General features: G+C 61.5%; 19 protein-coding genes. 3 read left to right on the top strand and 16 right to left on the bottom strand.

Annotated features, from left to right (window positions below; translation table 11 throughout):
- From ABF859_RS00440 to purB, 9 genes are all read right to left on the bottom strand, one after another.
- Entirely contained in the window at positions 1-342 is a 342-nt protein-coding gene (locus ABF859_RS00440) for a hypothetical protein (RefSeq protein WP_415525104.1), read from the bottom strand.
- A 175-nt stretch (positions 343-517) separates the two neighbouring features.
- On the bottom strand, positions 518-853 hold the full coding sequence (grxD, locus tag ABF859_RS00435; protein WP_415525102.1) for a Grx4 family monothiol glutaredoxin: 336 nt from the start codon (positions 851-853) through the stop codon (positions 518-520).
- An 88-nt stretch (positions 854-941) separates the two neighbouring features.
- Positions 942-1,172, bottom strand: a complete 231-nt coding sequence (locus ABF859_RS00430; RefSeq protein WP_011253808.1) for a BolA/IbaG family iron-sulfur metabolism protein — start codon at positions 1,170-1,172, stop codon at positions 942-944.
- A 5-nt stretch (positions 1,173-1,177) separates the two neighbouring features.
- Complete coding sequence (purL, locus tag ABF859_RS00425) at positions 1,178-3,382, bottom strand: phosphoribosylformylglycinamidine synthase subunit PurL (RefSeq protein ID WP_415525100.1); 2,205 nt, start codon at positions 3,380-3,382, stop codon at positions 1,178-1,180.
- Entirely contained in the window at positions 3,379-4,080 is a 702-nt protein-coding gene (purQ, locus tag ABF859_RS00420) for a phosphoribosylformylglycinamidine synthase subunit PurQ (RefSeq protein ID WP_415525098.1), read from the bottom strand. The genes purL and purQ overlap by 4 nt, the downstream gene beginning before the upstream one ends.
- Entirely contained in the window at positions 4,077-4,484 is a 408-nt protein-coding gene (locus ABF859_RS00415; RefSeq protein ID WP_415525096.1) for a Rap1a/Tai family immunity protein, read from the bottom strand. Before ABF859_RS00415 ends, purQ begins: the two co-directional genes overlap by 4 nt.
- Entirely contained in the window at positions 4,481-4,723 is a 243-nt protein-coding gene (purS, locus tag ABF859_RS00410; RefSeq protein ID WP_194259993.1) for a phosphoribosylformylglycinamidine synthase subunit PurS, read from the bottom strand. Before purS ends, ABF859_RS00415 begins: the two co-directional genes overlap by 4 nt.
- Complete coding sequence (gene purC / locus ABF859_RS00405; protein ID WP_415525094.1) at positions 4,720-5,484, bottom strand: phosphoribosylaminoimidazolesuccinocarboxamide synthase; 765 nt, start codon at positions 5,482-5,484, stop codon at positions 4,720-4,722. Before purC ends, purS begins: the two co-directional genes overlap by 4 nt.
- 134 nt (positions 5,485-5,618) lie before the next feature.
- Positions 5,619-6,950 (bottom strand): adenylosuccinate lyase, encoded by a 1,332-nt coding sequence (gene purB, locus ABF859_RS00400; RefSeq protein ID WP_415525092.1) that lies wholly within the window; start codon positions 6,948-6,950, stop codon positions 5,619-5,621.
- A 90-nt stretch (positions 6,951-7,040) separates the two neighbouring features.
- Between purB and ABF859_RS00395 the strand changes: the two genes are divergently transcribed.
- Genes ABF859_RS00395 through ABF859_RS00385 form a run of 3 tightly spaced genes read left to right on the top strand, consistent with a single transcriptional unit; the run spans position 7,041 to position 9,991 of the window.
- Complete coding sequence (locus tag ABF859_RS00395) at positions 7,041-7,643, top strand: YjbE family putative metal transport protein (protein WP_415525090.1); 603 nt, start codon at positions 7,041-7,043, stop codon at positions 7,641-7,643.
- Positions 7,627-9,516: a lytic transglycosylase domain-containing protein gene (locus ABF859_RS00390; RefSeq protein ID WP_415525088.1), complete on the top strand. Its 1,890-nt coding sequence runs from the start codon at positions 7,627-7,629 to the stop codon at positions 9,514-9,516. Before ABF859_RS00395 ends, ABF859_RS00390 begins: the two co-directional genes overlap by 17 nt.
- Positions 9,506-9,991, top strand: coding sequence for a CinA family protein (locus ABF859_RS00385; protein WP_415525086.1), 486 nt, complete (start codon positions 9,506-9,508; stop codon positions 9,989-9,991). Before ABF859_RS00390 ends, ABF859_RS00385 begins: the two co-directional genes overlap by 11 nt.
- A gap of 90 nt (positions 9,992-10,081) precedes the next feature.
- Here ABF859_RS00385 and ABF859_RS00380 read toward each other — a convergent pair whose 3' ends face one another.
- The 7 genes from ABF859_RS00380 to pdhA all read right to left on the bottom strand — a co-directional run bounded on the left by ABF859_RS00380 (position 10,082) and on the right by pdhA (position 16,968).
- Positions 10,082-10,405, bottom strand: coding sequence for a hypothetical protein (locus ABF859_RS00380; protein ID WP_415525084.1), 324 nt, complete (start codon positions 10,403-10,405; stop codon positions 10,082-10,084).
- A gap of 86 nt (positions 10,406-10,491) precedes the next feature.
- A complete protein-coding gene (locus ABF859_RS00375; protein WP_415525082.1) occupies positions 10,492-10,971 on the bottom strand; it encodes a type II toxin-antitoxin system RatA family toxin in 480 nt (159 codons plus the stop codon).
- Positions 10,971-11,939, bottom strand: a complete 969-nt coding sequence (gene lipA, locus ABF859_RS00370) for a lipoyl synthase (RefSeq protein WP_415525080.1) — start codon at positions 11,937-11,939, stop codon at positions 10,971-10,973. Before lipA ends, ABF859_RS00375 begins: the two co-directional genes overlap by 1 nt.
- Positions 11,940-11,944: 5 nt before the next feature.
- On the bottom strand, positions 11,945-13,351 hold the full coding sequence (gene lpdA / locus ABF859_RS00365) for a dihydrolipoyl dehydrogenase (protein WP_415525078.1): 1,407 nt from the start codon (positions 13,349-13,351) through the stop codon (positions 11,945-11,947).
- Between the two features lie 3 nt (positions 13,352-13,354).
- The gene (locus ABF859_RS00360; protein WP_415525076.1) at positions 13,355-14,587 is read right to left on the bottom strand and encodes a pyruvate dehydrogenase complex dihydrolipoamide acetyltransferase; all 1,233 of its coding nucleotides are present in this window, start codon (positions 14,585-14,587) and stop codon (positions 13,355-13,357) included.
- A 5-nt stretch (positions 14,588-14,592) separates the two neighbouring features.
- Positions 14,593-15,960: a pyruvate dehydrogenase complex E1 component subunit beta gene (locus tag ABF859_RS00355; RefSeq protein WP_415525074.1), complete on the bottom strand. Its 1,368-nt coding sequence runs from the start codon at positions 15,958-15,960 to the stop codon at positions 14,593-14,595.
- A 3-nt stretch (positions 15,961-15,963) separates the two neighbouring features.
- Positions 15,964-16,968, bottom strand: a complete 1,005-nt coding sequence (gene pdhA / locus ABF859_RS00350) for a pyruvate dehydrogenase (acetyl-transferring) E1 component subunit alpha (protein WP_415525072.1) — start codon at positions 16,966-16,968, stop codon at positions 15,964-15,966.
- Positions 16,969-17,117 lie beyond the last annotated feature (149 nt).

The following is a 17,117-nucleotide window of genomic DNA, read 5'->3' as shown; positions in this document are numbered from 1 at the left end:
TCAGGTGCGGCGGACGCGGGCGTGACGGTGAGCGGACGCGACTGCAACATGTGCATGAGCAACGGCATGCGGGCGATAGGCAACGTTGCGGACAACAGCGTGCGAGCTGTTCCAGGCAACGGCCATATGATGCGTCGTCGTACGACGTGCAAGAGCGTGATGGAAAACAGCGCGATGATAGACCGGCGTTGCGGTCAGTGCATCGAAGGTCAACTTGCTGGCTTCGTAATCGGTAATGGCCGGACGGGCATGAGCCTTGCCAGCTCCCATGCAGATACCGACACCCATGATCCCAAGAGCAATTCTGCCGACCCAGTTACGCGCCATTGACGTTCGTCCCATCCCGTTCTGATGGAACCAGCCTATGCGCTGAACTCGGGGTTCGACAACCCCTGATGGGAAAGTTTCCGAAAAAATCAAGGTCCTGCCACTTTTCGCCGTTTCATGGCTGAATTGTGGCAGGAGCAATGCTTAAAAAACGCTGAATTTGGCGCTTTTTGTTCCTGACGTGCCCGAATCAGGCGTTGGCAGTCGTGATGCCCTTCTCGGTCAGCAGCGTCTCGAGTTCGCCGCTCTGATACATATCGGTCACGATGTCACAGCCACCGACGAACTCGCCCTTGACGTAAAGTTGCGGGACGGTCGGCCACTGTGAGAAATCCTTGATGCCCTGACGCAGTTCGGCGCTCTCAAGGATGTTGCAGGTCTCGAACGGAACGCCGAGATGCGTGAGGATCTGGACCACGCGGGCGGAGAAGCCGCACTGCGGGAAGAGCTTGTCACCCTTCATGAACAGCATGACCGGATTGGCGTCGATCAGGTTCTGGATATGCTGGAACACGGTTTCGGACATTGGATTTTCCTTTTTTCGGCAGGGCGGATGAAAAATCCGCTCCTGCTGTCAGTGCTCGTCTGGAAAAGTGAGACTTCAGCCCCTGCTCTTAAGGGGTGAGTGTCTTGAGGGCCATCGCATGCAGTTCAGTGCCCATGCGGGTTCCGAAGGCATCATAGACCAGTTTGTGCTGCCGCACACGCGAAAGACCACGGAAGGCCTCACTTGTGACCGTACAGGCGTAATGATCCCCGTCCCCTGCGAGATCCTCGATCTCGATGCGGGCATCGGGGATGGCGGCAAGGATCGTGCGTTCGATTTCAGATGCTGCCATCGGCATGAAAATCAGGCTCCCTCACCCATGAACCGCGGGAAGAATGCGGCATTGATTTCTCGAAGACGATCCGCACTGACGCGGACAACGCCCGGAAGCTCCAGATCCGAGCCACCGGAACGTCCCAGGCGGATTGCCGGAACGTTGGCCTTCCCGGCCGCCGCGACAAGGGCCGCGCCATCGGAAGTTGCAATAACGTAGCAGCCCTGATCCTCGCCGAACCAGAACGCATGGGCTGCGACGTCCGTCGAAGCGGCTTCAAGCGTGCAGCCAACGCCGCTCGCCATGACCATTTCCGCTACCGTCACCAGCAGCCCGCCATCGGCAATATCGTGGCATGCTGCAATCGCGCCTGAGCCAATCTGGCTGCGCACGAAGTCACCATTGCGACGTTCAAGCGCAAGATCGACCACCGGCGGCGCACCGTCTTCACGCTGGCAGATCTCGCGCAGCCACAGCGACTGCCCGAGTTCGCCCCGGATGTCGCCCACCAGCACCAGATCATGGGCATCCGGCATCGCAAGCCCAATGGATTTCGACGCATCCGCCAGCACGCCAAGCGCACCGATCGCAGGCGTCGGCAGGATCGCCTGAGCCTCACCGGACGGGGAGCGCGTCTCGTTATACAGCGAGACGTTGCCGCTCACGACCGGGAAGTCGAGCGCACGGCAGGCATCGCCCATGCCTTTGATGGCATCGGCAAACTGCGCCATGATTTCCGGCCGTTCCGGATTGCCGAAGTTCAGGTTGTCCGTCACTGCCAGCGGCGTTGCACCCGTTGCCGTGATGTTGCGCCATGCTTCGGCAACAGCCTGCGCACCGCCCGTCTTCGGATCAGCCTGACAGTAGCGCGGCGTGCAGTCCGTCGTCAGGGCAAGACCCAGACGTGTGCCTTCAACTCGGACGACAGCCGCATCGGCCGCACCCGGACGACGGGCCGTGTTGCCACCAACCGAGCCGTCATACTGGTTCCAGACCCAGGCGCGGGACGCCAGATCCGGACAGCCGATCAGCGTCAGAAGCGCCTTCTCGATCCCTTCCGGATCGGCCGGCGTCTCAATCCGTGCCGGTGTCGTCAGAGGTACGGTCGGGCGGTTGTAGACCGGAGCTTCATCTGCCAGCGGGGCCAGCGGAATGTCAGCCTCGACCTCGCCGTTATGGCGGATCGTAATACGGCCCGTATCGGTCAGTTCACCGATGACGGCGAAATCCAGTTCCCACTTCGCGAAGATCGCACGGGCGACTTCGGTCCGCTCGGGCTTGAGGACCATGAGCATGCGCTCCTGGCTCTCGGACAGCATCATCTCGTAAGCCGACATGTTCGGTTCGCGCTGGGGAACGGCGTCGAGATTGAGCTCGATCCCCACGCCGCCCTTGCCTGCCATTTCAACGGCAGAAGACGTCAGCCCCGCGGCACCCATGTCCTGAATCGCGACGATCGCATCCGTCGCCATCAGCTCAAGACAGGCCTCGATCAGAAGCTTCTCGATGAACGGATCGCCAACCTGAACGGTCGGACGCTTGGACGCGGCTTCCTCGTCGAATTCCGCCGAAGACATGGTCGCCCCGTGAATGCCGTCACGCCCCGTCTTGGAGCCGACATACACAACAGGATTACCCACGCCAGCCGCAGCGGACAGGAAGATCTTGTCCTGCTTCGCCACACCCACGGTCATGGCGTTGACGAGCGGATTGCCGTCATAGGCCTTGTGGAAGTTGACCTCACCACCGACGGTCGGAACACCAACGCAGTTGCCATACCCGCCAACGCCACGGACGACGCCATCGACGATGCGGCGCGTTCCCGCATGATTCGGATCGCCGAAACGCAGGGCATTGAGATTGGCAACCGGTCGCGCGCCCATCGTGAACACGTCACGCAGGATGCCGCCAACGCCCGTCGCCGCGCCCTGATAAGGCTCGATGAAGGACGGGTGGTTGTGGCTTTCCATCTTGAAGACGGCTGCCAGACCCTCGCCGATATCCACGACGCCCGCGTTCTCGCCCGGCCCATGGATGACCCACGGGGCCTTGGTCGGAAGCGTCTTGAGATGAATGCGGGACGATTTGTAGGAGCAGTGTTCGGACCACATGACGGAGAAAATCCCGAGCTCCGTAAAGCTCGGCGTCCGTCCCATGATCGTGACAAGCTTGTTGTATTCCTCGCCGGTCAGTCCGAAAGACTGGGCAAGCTGGGCATCAATCGTCACACTCATCCGACAAGAGCCTCCACAAGGCCTTTGAAAAGCGGCACGCCGTCGGTTGCGCCGATTTCGGGGTCAGTCAGGTTCTCGGGATGCGGCATCAGGCCACAGACACGGCCATTTTCGCTCAGAATACCGGCGATGGAGCGCGTGCTCCCGTTGGGGTTGGTCGTCCGGTCATCATCCGAAACCGCACCATCCGCACCGCAATAGCGGAACGCCACGCGGCCCTCGCCTTCCAGACGCTTCAGCGTCTCGGGCGAAGCCGTGTAGTTGCCGTCACCATGCGCGAGCGGCGCGCGGAACACGTCGCCGCGCGTCCAGCCCTGTGTATAGGGCAACGACGCGTTCTCAACCTTCAGATGGCAATCCTGCGACAGAAAGCGCAGACCCGCATTGCGAAGCAGTGCGCCCGGCAGCAGATGGGATTCCGTCAGGATCTGGAAGCCGTTGCAGACGCCCAGAACGTGACCGCCCTTGCCTGCGAACGCCTTGACGTCGCGCATGATCGGAGAATGCGCGGCCATGGCGCCACTGCGCAGATAATCCCCGAAGCTGAACCCACCCGGGAGCACCACAAGGTCCAGATCACCCAGCGAGGTCTCCCCGTGCCAGATCAGACGCGGCGCCTGCCCCGTGACCAGCTTCAGGGCATGGACCATGTCGCGCTCCCGGTTCGTGCCGGGAAATACGACGATACCTGCCTTCATTTCTGGCCCTCCGCCGGGGCAGAAGCCGCGTGGCACGGATAGGTGTCATGCAGGGCGCGATAGACGGCCTTGCCTGCCGGTTCCGTCAGCGCATCGTTATGCGCATGCAGCCAGGCCACGACCAGACCACGCACCTGCGGCGCGGTCTGCTGGGCCGGTACACAGAATGCCACCGGAGCGGACTCATCATGCGCAAAGCTGTCGTATTTCTTGGCCCAGGCCTCACCATCCATCAGGCCGGACAGGTAGGCATCGCACATGCCGATGGACGACTTGCTGGAGCACATCTGGCCCAGAGCCTTGCCCGAAACCTTCGAGACGCGCTGCGCGTGGGCCGGGGCTGCGACGAGAGCCGGAGCAGCAACGAGCCCAGCCAGCAGGAGCATCGTGGAAAGACGGGTCATGCTGCCACCTCAACGCTGAAATCTTCGATGACTTCATTGGCCAGAAGCGCGCGCGCCATGGCCTCGCCCTGTGCCAGAGCGTCCGCAGCATTGTCGGCCGGAACGTCAAGCTCGACGACGCGGTTGATGCGGACTTCGCCCAGGCCCTTGAAGCCGAGGGTTTCGAGAGCATGGCCCACGGCCTTGCCCTGCGGATCGAGAACGCCGTCTTTCAGGGAAACAAAAACACGGATTTTCACTGAACTGCCTCCGGACCCTTGAGGTCACCATTCCCGGACTCGGGCAGGATCCCGAGACGCTTTGCCACTTCCTGATAGGCTTCCTCGACGCGACCCATGTCACGGCGGAAGCGATCCTTGTCCATCTTCTCGTTCGTCTTGGAATCCCACAGACGACAGTTGTCCGGTGAAATCTCGTCGGCGAGGAGAATACGCATCTCCTCGCCTTCCCAGATCCGCCCGAACTCCAGCTTGAAATCGACGAGCGTGATGCCGACGGCGGTGAACATGCCCATCAGGAAGTCATTTGTCCTGAGCGCAAGCTGGTTCATGTCGTCCATGTCCTGCGGTGCGGCCCAGTTGAACGCCGCGATATGCTCTTCCGACACCATCGGATCGTTGAGCGCGTCGTTCTTGTAATAGTACTCGATGATCGTACGCGGAAGGCGCGTCCCCTCGGGGATGCCAAGCCGCTTGGCCAGAGAGCCCGCCGCCACGTTACGCACCACGACTTCAAGCGGAATGATCTCCACTTCGCGGATGAGCTGCTCGCGCATGTTCAGCCGGCGGATGAAGTGGGTCGGGATATTGATATCGTGAAGCTTGAGCATCAGGTATTCGCTGATGCGGTTGTTCAGAACACCCTTGCCGGTGATGATGCCGCTTTTCGCGCCGTTTCCGGCAGTGGCGTCATCCTTGAAGTACTGAACGAGTGTGCCGGGTTCTGGGCCTTCAAAAAGAACCTTGGCTTTGCCCTCATAGAGCTGGCGGCGGCGAGCCATGAGCAATCCTTAGCGTTGCGCCGTCCTGACAGAAGATGCGGACGGCTGGAGCAGCGACGAATTGTGGTTCCATAGCATTGCGGAACCGGAACTGCGAGTGTGCGGAACGCAGGAAATCCGCGTCCCGCAGTCTCTCAGTCAAAGATACGGGCGAAGATGCGATCCACGGCGCGCAGATGCTGTGCCGGATCGAACGCCTGATCGAGAATCCCCTTGCTGACACGACCGGCCACTTCCGGATCGGCCTCAAGGTTTTCGCGGAAGGTTTTGAAGCCCGGCTTGTTCAGCTTCGTCCATGTTTCCATGGCGTTGCGCTGCACGATGCGATAGGCGTCCTCTCGCGAAATGCCTGCGCGGGCAAGCGTCAGCAGCACTTCGCCGGAATGGACGACGCCGCCGAGGCTTTCCATATTCGCGATCATCTGTTCGGGGTAGACGACCAGCTTTTCCATCATCCCCGCCAGACGCATCAGCGCGAAATCCAGACCGATCGTCGCATCGGGGCAAATGTTCCGCTCGACGGCAGAGTGGCTGATGTCCCGCTCATGCCACAGGGCGACGTTTTCCAAAGCCGGAATGACATGCGAGCGGATCAGGCGCGCCAGACCCGTCAGGTTCTCCGACAGGACAGGGTTGCGCTTGTGCGGCATTGCCGAACTGCCCTTCTGTCCCTTGTGGAAGAACTCTTCCGCTTCCCGGACTTCCGAACGTTGGAGATGACGGACCTCGACAGCCAGACGCTCGATGCCGCTGGCGATCACGCCGAGCGTGCAGAAGAATGCCGCATGACGATCACGCGGAATGACTTGCGTGGACACGCTCTCGACAGCCAGCCCCAGCTTGTCGGCGACGTATTCCTCGATTTCCGGGTCGATATGGGCATAGGTGCCGACAGCGCCGGAAATGGCACAGACCGCGATTTCCTTGCGGGCCTGCACCAGACGCTCCCGGTTCCGGGCGAATTCGGCGTAGTGCCCCGCAATCTTCAGGCCAAAGCTGGTCGGCTCGGCATGGATCGCGTGGCTGCGGCCGATCGTGACCGTGTTGCGGTGCTCATAGGCGCGGGCTTTCAGGGCAGCCAGAACGCGGTCCAGATCTTCCAGCAGCAGATCGGCGGCCTGAGTCATCTGAACCGACAGGCAGGTATCCAGCACATCCGAAGACGTCATGCCCAGATGGACGAAACGGCTGTCCGGACCAACCTTTTCCGCAAGCCAAGTCAGGAACGCGATGACGTCATGGCGCGTTTCAGCCTCGATCTCGTCGATACGGGCCAGATCGGCGTCCGAGAAGGCGGCCATGGCGGCGTCGCCCTTCTCGCGAATGACCTGTGCTGATTCGGCAGGGATGTCACCCCGTTTCGCCATGGCTTCGCAGGCAAGGGCTTCGATCTCGAACCAGATGCGAAAACGGTTGGCGGGAGACCAGATGGCAGTCATCTGCGGACGGCTGTAACGGGGTACCATGGGAACTCCGGATGCGGGTGGCTCTTTACGGAGGCTGCTTAGACCAAATACGAAGATATTGCACGGACCCCTTTTCGGAAGAATGACACCTTGGCCCCTGACTCTCTGCTTCATGCCCTGATCGCCCTCGGCCAGATCACCCTGATCGACATCACCCTCGCCGGTGACAATGCCGTCGTGATCGGAATGGCCGTTCGGAACCTCGAAGGGCGGCAGCGCCGTCTGGCCATCCTGTTCGGAACGGGTTTCGCGGCCCTCCTGCGCGTCGGCCTGGCCCTGCTGGCAACCACTCTCCTCGCCGTGGTGGGCCTGACGCTCGCCGGAGGTTTCCTTCTCCTGTGGGTCTGCTGGAAGATGTACCGGGAACTTCGTGGCGGTGAACATCACGAGGATATCGAAGCTGCTCCACCCCGTCTTGGCCCTGCCGTTCTCAAGATCGTCGTGGCCGATCTGTCCATGAGTCTCGACAACGTGCTGGCCGTCGCCGGAGCCGCTGTCGGCCATCCGTGGATTCTGGTTTCGGGCCTTGTCCTCTCGGTCCTGCTGATGGGACTTGCCGCCTCGGTCGTCGCGAACCTTCTGGCCCGTTACCGCTGGATCGCCTGGATCGGCCTGCTGGTAGTTCTGGGTGTTGCAATCGAACTTATCATCCGCGGCGGCGGAGAGGTCTGGACCCATGTTCTTCCGGCATAAAAAGGCCCTCCTCACTGGCCTGGCGGTGTTTCTGACAAGCGCCCCGCTCCGGGCCGCACCACCGTCGGTCACGCCTTCTCCACCCGTGCGGGAGCGGCTGGCGGAATGGCTCACCCTCGCGGGCGCGGGAGGCACGGGCTTTCCCGCGCAACGTTACGCAGACTTCCTCAGACAGACGCCCCAGTGGCCGCAGAGAGCCCGGATCCTCTGGCGCTACCAGAACGCCCTGTCCCAGACATCCGACCCGCAGGCCCTTAATGCACTCTGCTCGCTATACCCCCTGACCCTCCCTGCGGCTTTCGTGGCCTGCACTGACCATCTTCCAGCCCCCGTCTCCACCGCCCGCCGCCTCTGGCTTTCAGGCAATGCCCTGACCAGCGCCGAAGAACAGATGCTGCTCCAGCGTTTCGGCCAGACGTTCACCCCGGCCGATCAATGGGCCCGTTACGAGGCGCTGGAACTGAGGGGGCAGTTCTCTGCCGCCTCCCGACAGATCGAGCGCCTCTCTCCGGACCAGCAGCCCCTGGCCCGTGCCCGGCTGGCTGAACGTCTGGCTTCACCAGACGCCGATTCCCGGTTCGCGTCGCTCCCCGTGGATCTGCAATCCGACCCCATCCTGATCCGCTACCGCCTGCGCGCCCTTCGCCGCGGAGACCGGCTGGACGAGGCCGTCTCTCTGTGGAACGCACAAGGCGCCTCCCTCCAGCAGGCCGGCCCCTCGCATGACTGGTCCTCCGAACGTATCAGCCTCGCCCGTGCCCTGCTGCTGGCCGGCCGCGCAAAAGAGGCCGCGGAACTCGCAGACGACACCACGCTCGAACCCGATACCACGGACCGTCAGGAAGCCGCCCTCCTCAGCGGGATCATCGCCCTGAGGGAGCTTCACGCCCCGGCCCGCGCGGCAAACTTCTTTGCGCTGCTTCAGAATGCGACGTCCCTCCAGATGCAGGCGCGTGGCTATTACTGGACCGGCCGAGCCCTTCAGGCGGCGGACAGACAGCAGGATGCAGAGGCCGCCTTCCGTAAGGCATCCGCCTTCCCTACCACCTTTCCCGGCCAGCTCGCTCTCGCGGCCCTCACCCGGGATAACGGGATCCTGGTCTCGGGACAGTCATCGACCGCTTTTGACGATGCCCTGCTTCAGGCGCTCCAGTCCCTTCCCGTCCCGCCTGCGGGCACGCTCAGCCGCCCGGACCTGCTCGAAGCCGCGACAGACCTCATACAGGCTGGCGATCCCGACCATGCGCGGGACTTCCTCATGATGCTGGAAGTGGTCAATCCCTCCCCCGAAGGCCAGAAAGCCGTTGCCGATGCCGCCTCCCGCCTCGGAGTGGCCGCGCCGGAAGTGTTTGCCTCCTACGCTCTCGCCCGCAGGGGAATCGCCCTCTACCCGCAGGGCTTTCCCGATCCCTACCCTTCCGCCTCGACTGTTCCCGACGGCCTGCTGCCCGCCATCATCCGGCAGGAAAGCGGTTTTGATCCCGACGCCCTCAGTGGAGCCCATGCAGTCGGCCTGCTCCAGATTCTCCCGGCAGCCGCAAAGGACGTGGTCCGCAAGGCGCATCTGGGACCGATCAATGTTTCAGCCGCCGCCCTGACCGATCCCCGGACGAACCTGAAGATCGGCAACGCCTATGTCTCTCAGCTTCTGGAGCGTTTCGGAAACGTGATCCCCTACGCACTGGCGGCCTATAACGCCGGTCCACACCGTGTCGATCTCTGGCTGAAGGCCGACCCACCCTCCGAGCCACTGTCCGAAGACGGCCTGCTCGACTGGATCGAGCGCCTGCCCTATCGCGAAACCCGCCTCTACATCGAGAATATCGAGGCAGGAATGATGATCTACCGTGTCAGGAACCTTCATGCCGGATAACGAAATCTGCCTCCTCGCCGAACAGGTTCTGGAGCATCTCCGCCACTCCGGCCGAAGGCTGGTTACCGTGGAAAGCTGCACAGGTGGCCTCATCAGCGCGACCCTGAGCGCCATTCCGGGCTCATCGGAGGCATTGGAAGGCGGTTTCGTCACCTATTCCAATGCACTGAAAATGAGCGCCGTCGGTGTTCCCGCCACCACCCTGACCCAATATGGCGCCGTCAGCCCACAGACGGCGGAGGCCATGGCGGCAGGAGGGCTTCTGAACACGGCAGACGCCGATCTTTCGGTCTCGGTAACCGGCATTGCGGGTCCCGGAGGGGGCACCGACGTCAAACCGGTTGGAACCGTCTGTTTCGGGCTGGCCTCACGATCAGGATCAACTGTGACCGTACAACGTCATTTTACAGGCGACCGCACCAGTATCCGCGTCCAATCCGTCCAACAGGCTCTCCAGATGGTCCTGAAAGCCTGACACAAAAAAAGCGGCCCCGAATGAACGGAAGCCGCCTTTCCTGAAATCCCGAACAGACCCGAGGGCCTGCCCGCTTTCTCAGTTACCCTCTTAGTTACCCTGGGTCGGGGCCGGCATCGTGGAGGCCGCAGGAGGAGCGACAGGCGTCGTCGGAGCGGCCTGAAGGCTCGGAGCGGTCGGAATAGCGGTCGGCGCTACCGGCGGAATTGCGGCCGTCGGAGCGGTCGGAGCAACCGGCGTCTGAGCCTGCTGCAGCGAACGGGCATTCAGGGCATCCGTTGCGGACTCGCTGTCAGCCTTCTGCGTCTGGGCCGTCTTGTCGTGATGCTTGCCGTGGTGGTGCTTCGCCATTGCGGGAGAAGCAGCAGCAACCAGGGCGGTCAGGGCAAAGGCGCCAAAGGAAATCTTTTTCATTACGTAATCCTTTTCGTGTCACCATGACGGTGCTTGAGACCTGAAACGGCTCACGCACCGGATGGTTCTTGAAAGACTACGAAATTTTACGTCCTTTGGGAAAGGCCGGGCGCCGGAGGGGGAACCTGTGCTCCCTGCGCGCCGTAGATGTCCCGCGCCCGTTTGATGAACGCTGAGACCATGAGGCGGACACCCTCATTGAACACCACCCCCATCGCATTCTGCAAAAGCCGCGACCGGAACTCAAAATCCACGAAGAAATCGACCAGACAGCCCCGCGGATCAGGTGTGAACGTCCAGACGTTGTTCAGGTAACGGAAAGGCCCCTTCTCGTAGCGCACCCGGATCCGCGACGGCCGCTCAAGGGTCACCCGGCTCGTAAAGGTCTCGCGAAACGGACCAAATCCGATCGTCAGATCCGCCACGAGTTCCTGTTCCGTCTGGGTGCGGATGCTCGCTTTCACACACCAGGGCAGGAACTGCGGATATTTTTCCACATCCGCCACGAGATCGAAAAGCTGGTCCGGCGTGTAGGCGATCAACCGTTGCTCGGCATGTGTCGGCATCAGAGACTTTCTTTCAGACGGCTGTTCCGCGCAGCCTGAAGCTTCGCGAAGTCGCTGTCCGCATGGTAGGAGGATCTGGTCAGCGGGCTGGCACTGACCTGAAGAAATCCTTTTGAACGGGCAGCCGCAGCATAGCCGTCAAACTCTTCGGGGGTAACAAACTTTTCGACAGCGGCATGCTTCACGGAAGGCTGAAGATACTGCCCCAGCGTCAGGAAATCGACGTCCGCGATCCTGAAATCATCCATGACCTGAGACACCTCCATCCGGTCCTCGCCAAGGCCAAGCATCAGGCCGGACTTGGTAAAAATGGAAGGATCCAGTTTCTTTACCCCGTCCAGAAGACGGACCGACTGATAGTAACGCGCACCCGGCCGGATGGTAGGGTAAAGGCGGGGCACAGTCTCGATATTGTGATTGAAAACATCCGGACGCGCCGCCACCACAACCTCCAGCGCGCCCTCCTTGCGAAGGAAATCAGGAGTCAGAATCTCGATGGTCGTCTGTGGCGAGGTCTCGCGGATCGACCGGATGACACGGGCAAAATGCTCCGCACCCCCGTCCTCGAGATCGTCCCGGTCCACGGAGGTGATGACAACATGCTTCAGCCCCAGCTTCGCAACGGCTTCTCCAACCCGTCGCGGCTCATCCGCATCGAGATGCTTCGGCAGACCCGTCGTCACGTTGCAGAACGCACAAGCGCGGGTGCAGATCTCGCCCATGATCATCATCGTTGCATGACGCTGCGACCAGCATTCCCCAATATTAGGGCATGCCGCTTCCTCGCAGACCGTCACCAGCCCCGCATCGCGCATGAGCGCACGGGTCTCGTGATACACGGGATGGTTCGGCGCCTTGACCCGGATCCAGGACGGCTTGCGCTGGATCGGATTGTCAGGCCGGTGCGCCTTCTCGGGATGGCGGACCGGCGACGCCGAACGATGATCGATGGTGATGCGCTGGGACATAATGCTCAGATATGGAGCGGACCGTCGAAAGCCGCCAGTGTTGCCTCATGCATTGTCTCGGAAATGGTCGGATGCGGGAAGACTGTCTCGATCAGTTCCGCCTCCGTCAGTTCGCCCGTGCGCGTGATCACATAGCCCTGGATCATTTCCGTGACTTCCGCACCGATCATGTGTGCGCCCAGAAGCTCGCCGCTCGTGGCATCGAACACGGTCTTGACCATGCCATCCGTCTCACCCATCGCCACGGCCTTGCCGTTGGCAATGAACGGGAAGCGTCCGACCTTCACCTTGTGACCGGCTGCGATAGCTTTCTCTTCGCTGAGTCCGACAGAAGCGATCTGCGGACGCGAATAGGTGCAGCCCGGGATGTTCAGGGCATGCAATGGCTGCGGCGAACGCCCGGCAATCTTCTCCACGCAGAGGATGCCCTCATGGCTCGCCTTGTGCGCCAGCCACGGAGCCCCGGCCACGTCACCGATCGCATAGATCCCCGGCTCCCCCGTCCGGCAGAAACCGTCAGTGACGATATGGGTCCGGTCAACCTGGACCTTCGTACCCTCAAGCCCCAGATCCTCGACATTGCCAACGATGCCAACCGCACAGATCACACGGTCCACCGTCAGCTCGACCTTGCCTGCCGGGCTCTCGATCGTCGTGGAGACCTCGTTCTCCCCCTTGTTCAGCGGACCGACCTTCGCGCTGGTGATGATCTTCATCCCCTGCTTTTCAAAGGCCTTGCGGGCGGCTGCGCTGATTTCCGGGTCTTCAGCAATCAGGATACGGTCTGCCACTTCGGCGATCGTGACCTCGCTGCCCATGTTCCGGTAGAACGACGCGAACTCGATGCCAATGGCGCCCGAGCCGATGACCAGAAGGCGTTTCGGCAGCTCCTTCGGCGTCATGGCCTCCCGTGCGCCCCAGATCAGGTTGCCATCCGTCTCCAGACCCGGAAGCTGACGGCCGCGAGCACCAGTAGCCAGAATGACGTGCGGTGCCTTGATGGTGGCGACGGTCGCGCCGTCCTTGGTAATGGAGACCTGATGCGCCTCGCCCGAACGACCGGCCAGCTTTGCACGACCGTCAAAAGTCGTGACCTTGGCCTTCTTCAGGAGATGCGCAATCCCACCGCCCATTCGCCGCGCGATGCTGCGCGAACGCCCCACGATCTTGGACAGATCGAACGAGATGTTGTCGGCGGAAAGACCGAACGTTCCCAGTTCGTGCAGCAGATGGTGGATTTCCGAAGAGCGCAGCAGCGCCTTGGTGGGAATGCAGCCCCAGTTGAGGCATACGCCGCCGAAATGCGTGCTTTCCACGATTGCCACGCTCATGCCGAGCTGGCTGGCGCGAAGTGCTGCCACATAGCCGCCGGGGCCGCCGCCAACAACAATCAGATCGAACGTATCGGACATGGTTCAGACCACCAGAGTATAAGGGTTCTGCACGATATCGCGCAGTGCATTCAGCCATTCGGCTCCAAGGGCACCATCAACCGCACGGTGATCGACTGACAGTGTCGCCGTCATCACGGTTGCAACCGCGATTTCCGAGCCGCGCACCACAGCACGCTTTTCACCCGATGCAATCGCCAGGATGCCAGCCTGCGGCGGATTGATGATCGCCGCGAACTCGCGCACGCCGAACATGCCCATGTTGGAAATGGAGAATGTGCCGCCCTGGAACTCTTCAGGCTTGAGTTTGCCGGCCCGTGCGCGCTTGGCCAGATCCTTGGCCTGCACGCTGATCTCCCGCAGGGACTTGCGATCGGCATTGTGGATGATCGGTGTGATCAACCCGTCTGGAACCGACACGGCCATAGAGATGTCCACGTTATCGAAATGCAGCGTCTCGGCATCCGTGAACTGGACGTTGACGCCCGGTACCTTCTTCAGTGCCAGAGCGACGGCCTTGATCATCATGTCATTGACCGAAATCTTGAAGCTGTTTTCCTGCGCCGTGGCATTCAGCTTCGACCGTAGTTCCAGCAATGCATCCAGTTCGATGTCTACCGAGACATAGAAATGGGGAACCTGGGTCTTGGATTCCGTCAGGCGGCGCGCAATGACCTTGCGCATCGTCGAGTTCGGAACACGGCGGACCGTTTCTTCCGAAGCCGTGACAGGAGCGGCCGCAGGAGCTGTTTTCGGAGCCGCCTTGGGCGCGGTCGCACCCTTTTCAACATCGCGCTTGAGGATGCGGCCATTCGGGCCGCTCCCCGTCAGCGCGTCCAGGGCAATGCCCCGCTCACGTGCCATACGCTTGGCCAGCGGAGAAACGAAAATCCGCTCGCCCTTGTCTTCGGTCGGAGCCTTCAACGTTGCGGAAGCAGGTTTCGCCTCCGCAGGCGCTGCTTCGGTTTTCGCAGTAGCCGCGCTCTGCGTAACGGAGGCCTCGGGGACGGCCTCACCCTCTTCCACCAGTACGGCGATCGGCGTGTTGACCGGAATGCCCTCGGCGCCTTCCTGAATCAGGATGCGGCCAAGAATGCCCTCGTCCACGGCTTCCACTTCCATGGTTGCCTTGTCAGTCTCGATTTCAGCGATCACGTCCCCAGCGGAGACGGTATCGCCCTCGGCTTTGAGCCAGCGGGCCAGTTTGCCCTCGGTCATGGTCGGCGACAGCGCCGGCATCAGGATATCGGTAGCCATTGTTGTCAGTCCCGCAGCTGCTTGCGAACGGCATCCACAACCCATTCAGGTTTCGGAAGCGCCAGTTTTTCGAGATTGGCCGCATACGGCATCGGCAGGTCCAGCCCGCAGACACGCGCTGGCGGAGCATCGAGCCAGTCAAAGGCCTGCTCGACGGCTACGGTGCAGATTTCCGCCCCGATGCCCGCCACCGGCCAGCCTTCCTCGACGGAGACGATCCGGTTCGTCTTCTTCACGCTCCGCACGATCGTTTCGGTGTCCAGCGGACGGATCGAGCGCAGGTTGATGACTTCTGCCGAAATGCCTTCATCCGCCAGAATTGCCGCGGCCTCCAGAGCCACGCCGACCATGATGGAGAACGCCACCAGCGTCACATCTGTCCCTTCGCGCTCGATCTTCGCGCGACCGATCGGCAGGATGAAGTCCTCATCGATCGGGCACGGGAACTTCTGCCCGTACAGGATCTCGTTTTCCAGCACGATGACCGGGTTCGGATCACGGATGGCCGCCCGCAGCAGCCCCTTCGCATCCGCCGCCGACCATGGAGCAACGACCTTTAAGCCCGGAATATGCGCATACCAGCTCGCGAAGCACTGTGAATGCTGCGCGCCCACACGGGCTGCGGCACCGTTCGGACCACGGAACACGATGGGGCAGCCCATCTGACCGCCGGACATATACAGCGTCTTGGCAGCAGAATTAATAATGTGATCAACAGCTTGCAGCGAGAAGTTCATGGTCATGAACTCGACAATCGGCTTCAGACCTGTCAGCGCGGCACCAACGGCCATGCCCGTAAAGCCATGCTCGGTGATCGGCGTGTCGATGACGCGCTTTTCGCCAAACTCTTCCAGCAGACCCTGGCTGATCTTGTAGGCGCCCTGATACTGCGCCACTTCCTCGCCGATCAGGAACACATCTTCATCACGACGAAGCTCGGCCGCCATGGCATCACGCAGCGCCTGACGCACGGTGATTTCACTGGTTTCGCCCCAGTCGCGATCGTCCTCGGCCTGTGCCACTTCGGGAGCTTCGGTGATGGCCGGGTCGGACGGTGTCTCAATGGCGACAGGCGCACCGACTGCCGGATCGGAAGACCGCACGACATCATCGGCTGCAGACGCATCCTCACCTTCCGCCAGAAGTACGGCAATCGGCGTGTTGACCGCAATGTTCTGCGTGCCCTCTTCCACCAGCGTTTTACCGATCACGCCTTCATCCACGGCTTCCACTTCCATGGTCGCCTTGTCGGTCTCGATCTCGGCAATCACGTCACCGGCCGCAACGGCCTCACCAGCCTTCTTGACCCACCGGGCCAGCGTACCTTCGGTCATGGTCGGCGAGAGAGCCGGCATCAGAATCAGAGATGCCATGGATCAGGCCTCCACCAGAATATCAGTCCAGAGTTCGGAAACATCCGGCTCCGGGCTCGTCTGCGCAAATTCGGTCGCATCCGCCACAACAGCCTTCACATCCGTCTCGATGTCCTTGAAGACGCTCTCTTCGATCCCGCTTCTCAGCATTTCCGCCTTCAGCGTCTCGATCGGATCACGCGTACGGCGCATTTCCTCGACTTCCGCGCGCTGGCGGTACTTTGCCGGATCGGACATCGAATGTCCGCGATACCGGTACGTCTCCATTTCCAGCAGGAACGGCCCCTTGCCAGAACGGCAGTATTCCATGGCTTCCTGCGCGGCTTCATGCACGGCAAAAATATCCATGCCGTCCACCTTGCGGCTGGCAATCCCCCAGGGCTCGCCATTGCGCGAGAGATCCTTGGATGCCGAGGCCCGTTCGATGGACGTGCCCATGCCGTAACGGTTGTTCTCGATCACATAGATGCAGGGCAGTTTGTGCAGGGCAGCGAGATTGAAGCTCTCATAGACCTGCCCCTGCGCCGAAGCACCTTCGCCGAAATACACGATCGAGACCTCGTCCGTGCCGCGATACTTGTTGGCAAAAGCCAAGCCGGTACCAAGTGCCACCTGCGCGCCGACGATGCCATGACCGCCATAGAACTCCTTTTCACGGGAGAACATGTGCATGGAACCGCCCTTGCCGCGTGAATAACCGCCAGACCGTCCCGTCAGTTCCGCCATGACACCGCGTGGAGTCATGCCCGCCACGAGCATCTGTCCATGGTCACGATAGGACGTGATGGACTTGTCGCCCTGCTTCATGTTGAGGCCGATGCCGACCACAACAGCTTCCTGCCCGATATACAGATGGCAGAAGCCGCCGATCAGACCCATGCCGTAAAGCTGGCCAGCCTTTTCCTCAAAACGCCGGACAAGAAGCATGTCCCTGTAAGCGCGCTTCATGGTCTCCGGCGAAAGGGCCGGACCGTTGCTCCGGCCTGAAGCGGACGGTGTCTCGTCCATGACGGTCTCCTGATGGAAATGCACAAAAAATCCTGCATGCTCTTAGCGGCAGAAACCGCCAAAAGCCAGACCACGCCCCCGCCATTATGGAAACGCCAGCCTGCAGGATGTGCCGTGAAAAAACGGCTCAGCCCGCTCCAGGGAGCGGG

The organism is Gluconobacter sp. (assembly GCF_047722525.1).
Classification (GTDB): domain Bacteria; phylum Pseudomonadota; class Alphaproteobacteria; order Acetobacterales; family Acetobacteraceae; genus Gluconobacter.
Note: the sequence above shows the minus strand (reverse complement) of the source record. Positions and strands in the feature narration are given on the sequence as shown.

Bases quoted from the DNA above. Each gene is read 5' to 3' on its own strand.
- ABF859_RS00440 (WP_415525104.1), bottom strand. From the start codon at position 342: ATGGGACGAACGTCAATGGCGCGTAACTGGGTCGGCAGAATTGCTCTT.
- grxD (WP_415525102.1), bottom strand. From the start codon at position 853: ATGTCCGAAACCGTGTTCCAGCATATCCAGAACCTGATCGACGCCAAT.
- ABF859_RS00430 (WP_011253808.1), bottom strand. From the start codon at position 1,172: ATGCCGATGGCAGCATCTGAAATCGAACGCACGATCCTTGCCGCCATC.
- purL (WP_415525100.1), bottom strand. From the start codon at position 3,382: ATGAGTGTGACGATTGATGCCCAGCTTGCCCAGTCTTTCGGACTGACC.
- purQ (WP_415525098.1), bottom strand. From the start codon at position 4,080: ATGAAGGCAGGTATCGTCGTATTTCCCGGCACGAACCGGGAGCGCGAC.
- ABF859_RS00415 (WP_415525096.1), bottom strand. From the start codon at position 4,484: ATGACCCGTCTTTCCACGATGCTCCTGCTGGCTGGGCTCGTTGCTGCT.
- purC (WP_415525094.1), bottom strand. From the start codon at position 5,484: ATGGCTCGCCGCCGCCAGCTCTATGAGGGCAAAGCCAAGGTTCTTTTT.
- purB (WP_415525092.1), bottom strand. From the start codon at position 6,950: ATGGTACCCCGTTACAGCCGTCCGCAGATGACTGCCATCTGGTCTCCC.
- ABF859_RS00390 (WP_415525088.1), top strand. From the start codon at position 7,627: ATGTTCTTCCGGCATAAAAAGGCCCTCCTCACTGGCCTGGCGGTGTTT.
- ABF859_RS00385 (WP_415525086.1), top strand. From the start codon at position 9,506: ATGCCGGATAACGAAATCTGCCTCCTCGCCGAACAGGTTCTGGAGCAT.
- ABF859_RS00380 (WP_415525084.1), bottom strand. From the start codon at position 10,405: ATGAAAAAGATTTCCTTTGGCGCCTTTGCCCTGACCGCCCTGGTTGCT.
- ABF859_RS00375 (WP_415525082.1), bottom strand. From the start codon at position 10,971: ATGCCGACACATGCCGAGCAACGGTTGATCGCCTACACGCCGGACCAG.
- lipA (WP_415525080.1), bottom strand. From the start codon at position 11,939: ATGTCCCAGCGCATCACCATCGATCATCGTTCGGCGTCGCCGGTCCGC.
- lpdA (WP_415525078.1), bottom strand. From the start codon at position 13,351: ATGTCCGATACGTTCGATCTGATTGTTGTTGGCGGCGGCCCCGGCGGC.
- ABF859_RS00360 (WP_415525076.1), bottom strand. From the start codon at position 14,587: ATGGCTACCGATATCCTGATGCCGGCGCTGTCGCCGACCATGACCGAG.
- ABF859_RS00355 (WP_415525074.1), bottom strand. From the start codon at position 15,960: ATGGCATCTCTGATTCTGATGCCGGCTCTCTCGCCGACCATGACCGAA.
- pdhA (WP_415525072.1), bottom strand. From the start codon at position 16,968: ATGGACGAGACACCGTCCGCTTCAGGCCGGAGCAACGGTCCGGCCCTT.